Consider the following 8,154-nt stretch of genomic DNA (forward strand, 5'->3'; position numbering starts at 1 on the left):
GTCAACCTACCTGCATTTAACTCGTCTTATGACAGGGTAACGATTGAGGCGCGACCGCCCTATTCCTTCGATGGGTCATCGAGATCGAGCATCACGTGTTTTTTTAGGAATATACTGAACGTTGAGCCAACACCGACTTTTGATTTTACCTCAATCTTACCGCCTATTTGGTTGATCAAACTCAGCGATACCGCCAGCCCCAATCCAGTGCCATCAGACTTGGTTGTATAAAATGGTTCGAAAACATTCGCTATCTCTTCCGAACTGATCCCACAGCCTTTGTCTTGAATATGAATTATTACACCATTAACTTTTGAGTCTACTAACCAGTCTTCGGTAAAGATACCTAGAGAACCCGTACCCTGCATGGATTGTATGGCGTTCATTAATACGTTTATAATAATCTGCAATAGTTGATTGCGATTACACTGTACCGTCTCACTTTCCGAAAAATGAGTAACAAAATCGATGTTCTTAACGTAAGTACCCGTTCTAACGAGCGTAATGGCTTTTTGCAGCACATCTGAAGCTCTTTCATCCGTCAACATTTCCAGTTCATTGCCGACGCGACTATATTGCAACAGGCTTGAGGTTATATTGGTTATCCTATCTATCTGATTCACAATATTTTCTAATTCATTTGCAACAGATGGATTCTCATTTGCAAAATCAAGCTGCAACAACTGTATATTGCCTAGAATTACCGTGATTGGATTGTTTATCTCATGCGCAATACCAGCAGTGAGTTTTCCAAGAGCCGCCAGTTTCTCGTTGTTAACTAACTTGTCTCTCGTTACATTGAGTAATTCAATATGTTCTTCTAGTTCTTGAGTTTTCTGATTCAAGCTCGCAGTACGAGAAACAACTTTATACTCGAGTTGGTCGGCCGCACTCTGTATTTCGTTCTCTCTTTTCTCAAGTTGATCTAACATGCTGTCAAATTGTGAGCCTAGTTGTGCTAACTCATGCTCCTTATCAAGTTCAAGGTTGCCAATTCGCCCATTTTCGCCATTTTTAATCAACTTAACCGTGCTGGAAATACGTTGTATTGGATAGAACATCTCATTGGTATTTCGGTACACCAGCATCGCTAATATCAACAATACCAGCAAAATAGCACATGAAATTTCAATAAGATTAACGACGTAGGATTCAACGAGAGGCCAAACCTCATAACCCGTATAAAAAATACCCACGACCTTTCTTTGGTGGTCATACACCGGTTGATAGGCTGAGATATACCAATCGTCAAAAACGAAGGCTTTATCAATATAGTTTTCACCCCGTTTTAAAACGGCCTCTCTCACTGTGTCTGAAACTCGCGTACCGAGAGCACGTAGTCCATTCGACTTTGAAATAACATTGGTACTGACACGCACGTCCCCCAAGAATATAGTGACAGTTCCGTACTCTGAATTTTGTTCGTTCGTAAAAGGATAAATAAGATCTCTATACTCATCAACAACAGAAAGGTTATTGTTTAGAAGTATGCCGCCATCGAGATAACCAAGTAAACGCCCATCGTTATCCCGTACTGGATAGATGGTTCGACTAACAAAACCATCGGTTAAAGGTGTTGGCCCTTGTTGAATTGTAATACGAGCTTTATCTGCCAACCCCGGTCTGAGTTCATTAAGTTTGTTTGCGGTCAATATGTCAAAGAATGCAGGGATCTGGGTGTAGGAAATATAAGAAAATTTATTCTCTATTTTGTCTACTGGTACCCACCTTACAAAATCAAAGTGTTGAAATGGTTCGTGTGATTCAATCCAATGATTTATCTCATCGGAGCTACTGTTTGTATCATGAAGTTGTTGTTTAAAACGATATGAATCTGAATAACTTCGCAATAACTCGTTTTGTCTTTCTTGCATTGTTTTGATGTTGAATTCAACAATATTGAGTTTCTCAGAAACATCTTGAAGCGCATTTTGCCACGTGTGATTCACGGTCCAATAAAAACTAAAGGCTATCAGTGAGAACAATGTAGTAATGATTGGCAAAAAGATTAAAATAAAAAGGCGATACCTAAGCGTTGTCCTGATTTTCTCTTTTATTTTGCTATACATGTTAACACCCGTTTACGTACCCCATTCTTTAAATTTTCTATCTAGTGTTTTTCTGGATATTTTAAGTTTTTTAGAGGCGGCCGTTTTATTACCATCGCAGTAATTTACAACCTGCACGATATGCGCCTTCTCAACCGCCTTAATTTCCCAGTCATCAGGATAACCGACTATTTCTTCATCCATTATCATTGGCAATGAGTTGTTGCCACCGATATTGATAACCTGCCGGTGTTTATCCAAAGATGGGTTATGGGATATTTCGTGCCAATGATGTGCGATTGAATTTCCAGTCAGAATACAACGTTCTATTAAATTGCGTAGTTCTCTAATATTTCCTGGCCAATGATAGTTTTGCAGCGCATCAATCTCACCACTGCCCCATCCTGGTTCTTTTACACTCTGTTCGTTTGCTAAAAGCCTCGTAAAATAGGGAATCAGCTCGACCAGGTCATCGCTTCGTTCTCTTAAAGGGGCAACATGAATACTTAGAACGTTTAGGCGGTAATATAAATCTTGTCTAAACTCGCCCTTATCCACCTGAGTTTTTAAATCCTTATTCGTCGCCGCTACAATTCTTACGTTGGTCGTAAATATTCGATTGGCACCTAAAGGTCGCACGACCCGCTCTTCAAGCACTCTTAGCAGGGCTGACTGCATGTTGTGGGGAAGTTCACTCACTTCGTCTAGAAACAAGGTTCCGCCATTGGCGATTCTTAATAATCCGTCACGGCATGCATTCGACGTATGTGCATCGCAATATCCAAATAGTTCGTTAGCCAGATTAGCCGCATCCATTGAACCACAGTTCAAAGGTACAAATGCGCCACTGCGGCCACTTCTTAGGTGCAGTTCGCGGGCAACTAACTCTTTGCCCGTCCCAGATTCACCTTGTATTAACACCACCGCATTAGATGGTGCATATTGATTGATCTGCTTGTCCAGTGTACGGCTCTGAGCTGAATTACCAATAAGTTTAGCGGGTTGATATCGCATAACGTCCCTTTTTAAGGCCGTTATATTTCTTTTTTCAATTCGATTATCAATGCATTTCTTAACCGCACAATAAATTTGGTCAATATTAAATGGCTTAAGTATAAAGTCGCTTGCACCAAGCTTTAATGCTTTGATAGCCATTTGCAGGTTTGCATAACCTGTAATGAATATTACGTCAGTGCTATTGGTCCCGTTTTCAAAAACTTCGTGCCAGTCCATACCAGAACGGTCGGGTAGATTGATATCCAGCAGTACTAAGTCATATTGATTTCGCTGCCTAAGTTGTTCAGCTTGCCTGATAGTCGTCGCCGTATCGATCTGCCTAAAAAGCCGACTCAATGCTTTAAAAAGAAGATCGCAGATGCCATCTTCATCGTCGACGATTAATATGGATATTCCTTGATACTGAACATCAATTGGAAAGGGATGGTCTGTGGTATACTTCGCGGTTGTTGGCATATAAGACAACTAATATTAGGGTTTAAGAACGTAATTGGCAAAGGAACTCATTGCATAGCGAAGATTATATATAATAGCTATCTGTCATGCTAGTTACTATTCAACCGATTGAGTAAAGTGTAACCTACATTTATATTAGTTATTGTTTAACAACACATTTTAAATTACACAAAAAATAAGAACACAAATGCATAACAATTCTTTAAGTTGGGTTATATTGGCTGGCGGTCGCGCGTCCAGAATGGGCGGCAGCGATAAAGGCTTATTAATGCTCAGAGGCAAGTCTCTTGTAGAAACAGTGTATTCATGCTTAAGCGATCAAATTGAACTGATCCGCATAAACGCGAATAGAAACCAAGCGAATTACCGTAAACTCGCCGAAGTACACAGTGACCAGTTAGATGGCTTTCAAGGCCCGTTAGCTGGTATTCACGCGTCGCTAAACTCTTCTAAGACGCAGTGGGTTGGTTTTACTCCCTGTGATACACCAAATATACCCGACGACCTTGTTCGTCGACTGAGTGCTAATTTGAATTCAGATGTTGATGTTTATGTCGCGCATGACGGTAAACACGCTCAACCTGTGTTCAGTGTTTGGAACAAACGCGCGCTTCCAAAACTAGACTCTTTTCTGAAAGCGGGAGACCGTAAAATAAAACTACTATTGGACAGATGTAATACTGAATATATCGACTTCTCCGATAAACCAGAGACTTTTATTAATCTAAACACGCCAGAAGAACTCACTCAATTTGGTAATAAAATGCAGAGACCTACACTACCTTTACTTGGATTTGCCGCTTATAGTGGGACAGGAAAAACCACGCTTTTGGAAGCGATACTACCGAAAATCAAAGCCCATGGCGTTCGAGTTGCCGTATTAAAGCACGCCCATCATGATTTTGATTTGGATACACCGGGAAAAGACAGTTATAGGCTGCGTAAAGCCGGGGCTGATCAGATGCTTATCGCCTCCGGTAACAGACATGTACTGTTTACTGAAACACCAGATAAAGAAGAAAACTTCGAATATCTATTAAACATGTTTGACCATTCCAAATTAGACCTTATCCTTGTCGAAGGTTGCAAGACACTCTCCTTCCCTAAAATCGAACTTCATCGAGATGAGGTTGGAAAACCTTGGTTATACAACCAAGATCCAGACATTATTGCGATCGCAGCCGATGTAAAAGTAAATAGCGCACTACCACAACTCGATATTAATGATATTGACGGAATAATTGAATTCGTCATTACTTATGTAAACCAGTTTAACAAGGGATAAAAATGGCCAGAACCATTCTTTATATATACAAAACAGAAGAAAAAACACTCACATTTTCATATGAAAAGCACCGCACCATTCAAGAAGCGGTAGCTGAAGCAGAAGGCCTAGATATTTCTGATTTTCTAAAAATGGAACAGCAGATAGAGGCTGTATCTACAACCAAGGCAGTGAGAGATTATCGAGACAACTACTTTAAAAAGCTTGGTTTTGGCAAGATTACATTGGCAAAAAAAGAGAATCGCGGTGTAGGTGAAAAGTAATATTAGTAGTTTAGACCAATCTAATTAGACTGTCCTCGCGAAAACTCGACTCTAAGATTCCCGTTTACACGGGAACGACGAAATAAATTCAGGACGTTCCTAGCAACACTGCGGCACTTCTTACCCGACTTAGGATTGTGCCTCATTCATGTTGGATTGTACCCCAACGCTCTACTCCGTCATCGCCACAAAAGTGGAGATGACGAACATTTATCAATTTTGTTCTAAGATGAACCACCCTCAACTTCATACGGAGAGTTTGCGTTTTAGACCGTTCAACTCGTTACTTAATATTCAAGAATGCGGCACCGCGCACACCGCCAGAATCGCCATGTTTTGCCTTGATGATTTTCGGACACTTAGCAACAGACATAAGATATTTAGGTATGCGCTTTGGTAGTTCTTGGTACAGCAAATCATAGTTTGATAAACCACCGCCTAATACCACAACATCGGGGTCAAGACCGGTAAATAGATTAGCGAAACAGATGGCCACTAATTCCATAAAACGTTCAACGTGCTCAACTGCGTTTTCATCGCCTTCCGCTTGTGCTTTGATGATATCAATCGCTTTCTTTTTCTCACCATAGTAATGGGCATAAAGTAATTCGAACCCACGCCCAGAAAGATAATTGTCTAAACAACCTCTTTTATCACAACCACATTCTAATAAAGGTGCGGTGCCTGTATCACCTAAGTGAAACCATGCATCGATAGGAAGGCGTGTGTGCCCTACTTCACCAGCTACATTGTTGTGACCAGAAAAAATCTTTCCATCAAAAACAAAACCGCCACCAAAACCCGTCCCCAAAATCAGACCGATAACGGATTTTTCATCCTGCAATTCTTCGTCCCACGCTTCTGAGAGCGCGAAGCAATTCGCGTCGTTTTCTATAAGAACTTTACGGCTAATCGCACTTTCAAGGTCACGTTTTAATGGCTTACCTTTCGCCGCTTTGATGTTTACTGTTAATACTGTTCCATCGTCAGCGTTTTCCATTCCTGGAAGTCCTAAACCTACGGTACCTTCGGTCTCAAACTGTTGGTCGTATTTCTTAACCATTCCAGCGATGGTATCGACCAATAATTGATAATCATCACCTGGTGTTGGAACGCGTTCTGTTGCTACGCGTTCCAGTTTTTCATTAAATGCACCAAATTCAATTTTAGTGCCGCCGACATCAAAGCCGTAATACATGGTTCTCTCCTAATGAAAGATTCCAAATAGGGAATCAAAAAGTAAATAGTAAAAACGTAAACATTATCCACAACACCACCGCTACATACCGTGACCTGAGCCTAGTTTTGCTGGGCTATAGTGGTTAGTTCGTTAGTAGATGAGCGTCTTATATTATGCTGTTAATACGTTATGATTAGTTAATTCAACGTAGTTAGCTAACGCAGGCCGAGAAAGGTCCGCCCCCATACGTGTCTTGGTCAGTAGATAGCTTTCTCTAAATAATTCAAACCAAAGACGCAAATTATGCGCTGCTTTTTCTTCTCCAATCATTTCCAATACGATATTGGCTACTTCAGCAGTAGAAAGGTGGTTTTCGTTGTCTGATTTGCGCATTACATACTGAGACAATATTTCTGGCTTTATCGATACTACAGGTAGTGAGTCTAGGTAAGGCGACTTACGAAATATCTTTCTTGATTCTCGCCAACTGCTATCAATAAACACCAATAGTAATCTTTTACCGTCAGGTTTTGCAGTTAATGCTACCAAATCTGGATGCTCCAATACTCTTTTACTATCAAGAACATATTCTTCCGGAAAAACAATAATAGGTTGATAACATGTTGAGCTGAGTAGCGCGACCAGCTCTTTTTCAGGTTCAGTTCTGTTCCACTGAAAGGTATAGGTATCTTTAATAACGTCCGCAATAAGCCGCCCTGTGTTACTTGGCTTTAATACCTCATTTTTGGACATTAAAATGAGAGCGGAAACATTGCTGTTGATGTCCGGTTGATAAGGACATATACAATATATTTTTGCTATCTGGCAATACTGACATCGCACCACCTTAGAACCACGCGCGTTAAAGGCTTTGGTCGAGATAGAGTGTCTATGTTCAATGAGTTTATGAACAGAGTGAATTCGCATGTTTATCTTTTGATCATTTAATAGTAGAAAGTTAGGCCGATTGTACTTAGAGTAACGGTAATATCAAATACATTAGGCATTACTCATGAAAGATCCAGAGGTTATTCGTCTAGCATTTTTTGTTTCCGCGTTCGGCCTATTTGCTATATGGGAATGGCTCAAACCCCGAAAGGCACTGACCCAAAAGAAATCCATACGGTGGATAAACAACCTAAGTCTGATTATATCTAACAATGTTATATTAGCCGTGATCATGCCTATTCTTGCTTTCCAGGCAGCACAATTCGCAGAAACGGAATCGTTCGGTCTATTTCACCTCATTGACCTCCCGTTTTGGCTAACGGTTGTATTGTCCGTTGTAATCTTAGATATGGCTATCTACCTTCAGCATATGTTGTTCCATCGTGTCCCTCTTCTATGGCGATTACATAGAGTGCATCACGCGGATCAAGATATCGACCTTACGACGGGTTCTCGGTTTCACCCCATTGAGATAATACTCTCTGCTTGGATTAAGATTGGGTGTGTAATGTTACTTGGCGCGCCTGCATTAGCTGTCGTGATTTTCGAAGTGGTATTAAACGTCAGTGCCATGTTCAATCATAGTAATGCCAGAATGCCATTGGCCTTAGATAGTTGGCTAAGAAAGGTTGTCGTCACACCCGACATGCACCGTGTACATCACTCTATTGTCACAAAGGAAACGCATTCGAATTTTGGCTTTTTCCTTTCTATTTGGGATAGGTTCTTTAAAACCTATATCAACCAACCAACTGGCGGCCATGGCGGCTGTGTTATTGGTGTGCCCGAGTTTAGGCAACCTAGAGAGCAGTATTTAGATAAGATGCTTACGCAGCCATTTAGGGTCTAGTATTATGCTAAACCGTCAGTTTTCTAGATCAATATAAATAAAAGAGGGCTCCCAAAGGAGCCCTCTTTTATCACTTTATTTTTCCAAGCATATAATGTCTTGCTCGT

The 8,154-nt window shown here is 40.8% G+C and carries 6 protein-coding genes and 2 pseudogenes; 4 read left to right on the forward strand and 4 right to left on the reverse strand.

The features are described from left to right. Positions 1-59: 59 nt before the first annotated feature. Together L3V77_RS08690 and L3V77_RS08695 are read right to left on the reverse strand one after the other, a co-directional pair. Positions 60-2,069 carry a cache domain-containing protein gene (locus L3V77_RS08690; RefSeq protein ID WP_275136647.1) on the reverse strand — a complete coding sequence of 670 codons (2,010 nt, stop codon included), beginning with the start codon at positions 2,067-2,069 and terminating at the stop codon, positions 60-62. 12 nt (positions 2,070-2,081) lie between these two features. After that, a complete protein-coding gene (locus tag L3V77_RS08695; RefSeq protein ID WP_275136648.1) occupies positions 2,082-3,521 on the reverse strand; it encodes a sigma-54 dependent transcriptional regulator in 1,440 nt (479 codons plus the stop codon). A gap of 187 nt (positions 3,522-3,708) precedes the next feature. On the opposite strand from L3V77_RS08695, the pseudogene mobA reads away from it, so the two are divergent. The 3 genes and pseudogenes from mobA to L3V77_RS08710 all read left to right on the forward strand — a co-directional run. Continuing rightward, positions 3,709-4,278: pseudogene (mobA, locus tag L3V77_RS08700) on the forward strand (molybdenum cofactor guanylyltransferase MobA); the annotation flags it as partial. 6 nt (positions 4,279-4,284) lie between these two features. Next, a pseudogene (gene mobB / locus L3V77_RS08705) lies at positions 4,285-4,785 on the forward strand (molybdopterin-guanine dinucleotide biosynthesis protein B); the annotation flags it as partial. 23 nt (positions 4,786-4,808) lie between these two features. Further along, entirely contained in the window at positions 4,809-5,069 is a 261-nt protein-coding gene (locus L3V77_RS08710) for a DUF2960 family protein (protein ID WP_275136649.1), read from the forward strand. Positions 5,070-5,352: 283 nt separating this feature from the next. Here the strand turns inward: L3V77_RS08710 and nagK are convergent, their stop codons facing one another. Continuing rightward, the gene (gene nagK / locus L3V77_RS08715; RefSeq protein WP_275136650.1) at positions 5,353-6,267 is read right to left on the reverse strand and encodes an N-acetylglucosamine kinase; all 915 of its coding nucleotides are present in this window, start codon (positions 6,265-6,267) and stop codon (positions 5,353-5,355) included. 153 nt (positions 6,268-6,420) lie between these two features. Next, positions 6,421-7,176 carry a tRNA-uridine aminocarboxypropyltransferase gene (locus L3V77_RS08720; protein WP_275136651.1) on the reverse strand — a complete coding sequence of 252 codons (756 nt, stop codon included), beginning with the start codon at positions 7,174-7,176 and terminating at the stop codon, positions 6,421-6,423. An 85-nt stretch (positions 7,177-7,261) separates the two neighbouring features. Between L3V77_RS08720 and L3V77_RS08725 the strand changes: the two genes are divergently transcribed. Beyond that, complete coding sequence (locus L3V77_RS08725; protein WP_275136652.1) at positions 7,262-8,047, forward strand: sterol desaturase family protein; 786 nt, start codon at positions 7,262-7,264, stop codon at positions 8,045-8,047. Positions 8,048-8,154: the final 107 nt, after the last annotated feature.

The sequence above is a fragment of the Vibrio sp. DW001 genome (genome assembly GCF_029016285.1).
Lineage (GTDB): Bacteria > Pseudomonadota > Gammaproteobacteria > Enterobacterales > Vibrionaceae > Vibrio.

Bases quoted from the DNA above. Each gene is read 5' to 3' on its own strand.
- nagK (WP_275136650.1), bottom strand. From the start codon at position 6,267: ATGTATTACGGCTTTGATGTCGGCGGCACTAAAATTGAATTTGGTGCA.
- L3V77_RS08725 (WP_275136652.1), top strand. From the start codon at position 7,262: ATGAAAGATCCAGAGGTTATTCGTCTAGCATTTTTTGTTTCCGCGTTC.
- L3V77_RS08710 (WP_275136649.1), top strand. From the start codon at position 4,809: ATGGCCAGAACCATTCTTTATATATACAAAACAGAAGAAAAAACACTC.
- L3V77_RS08695 (WP_275136648.1), bottom strand. From the start codon at position 3,521: ATGCCAACAACCGCGAAGTATACCACAGACCATCCCTTTCCAATTGAT.
- L3V77_RS08720 (WP_275136651.1), bottom strand. From the start codon at position 7,176: ATGCGAATTCACTCTGTTCATAAACTCATTGAACATAGACACTCTATC.
- L3V77_RS08690 (WP_275136647.1), bottom strand. From the start codon at position 2,069: ATGTATAGCAAAATAAAAGAGAAAATCAGGACAACGCTTAGGTATCGC.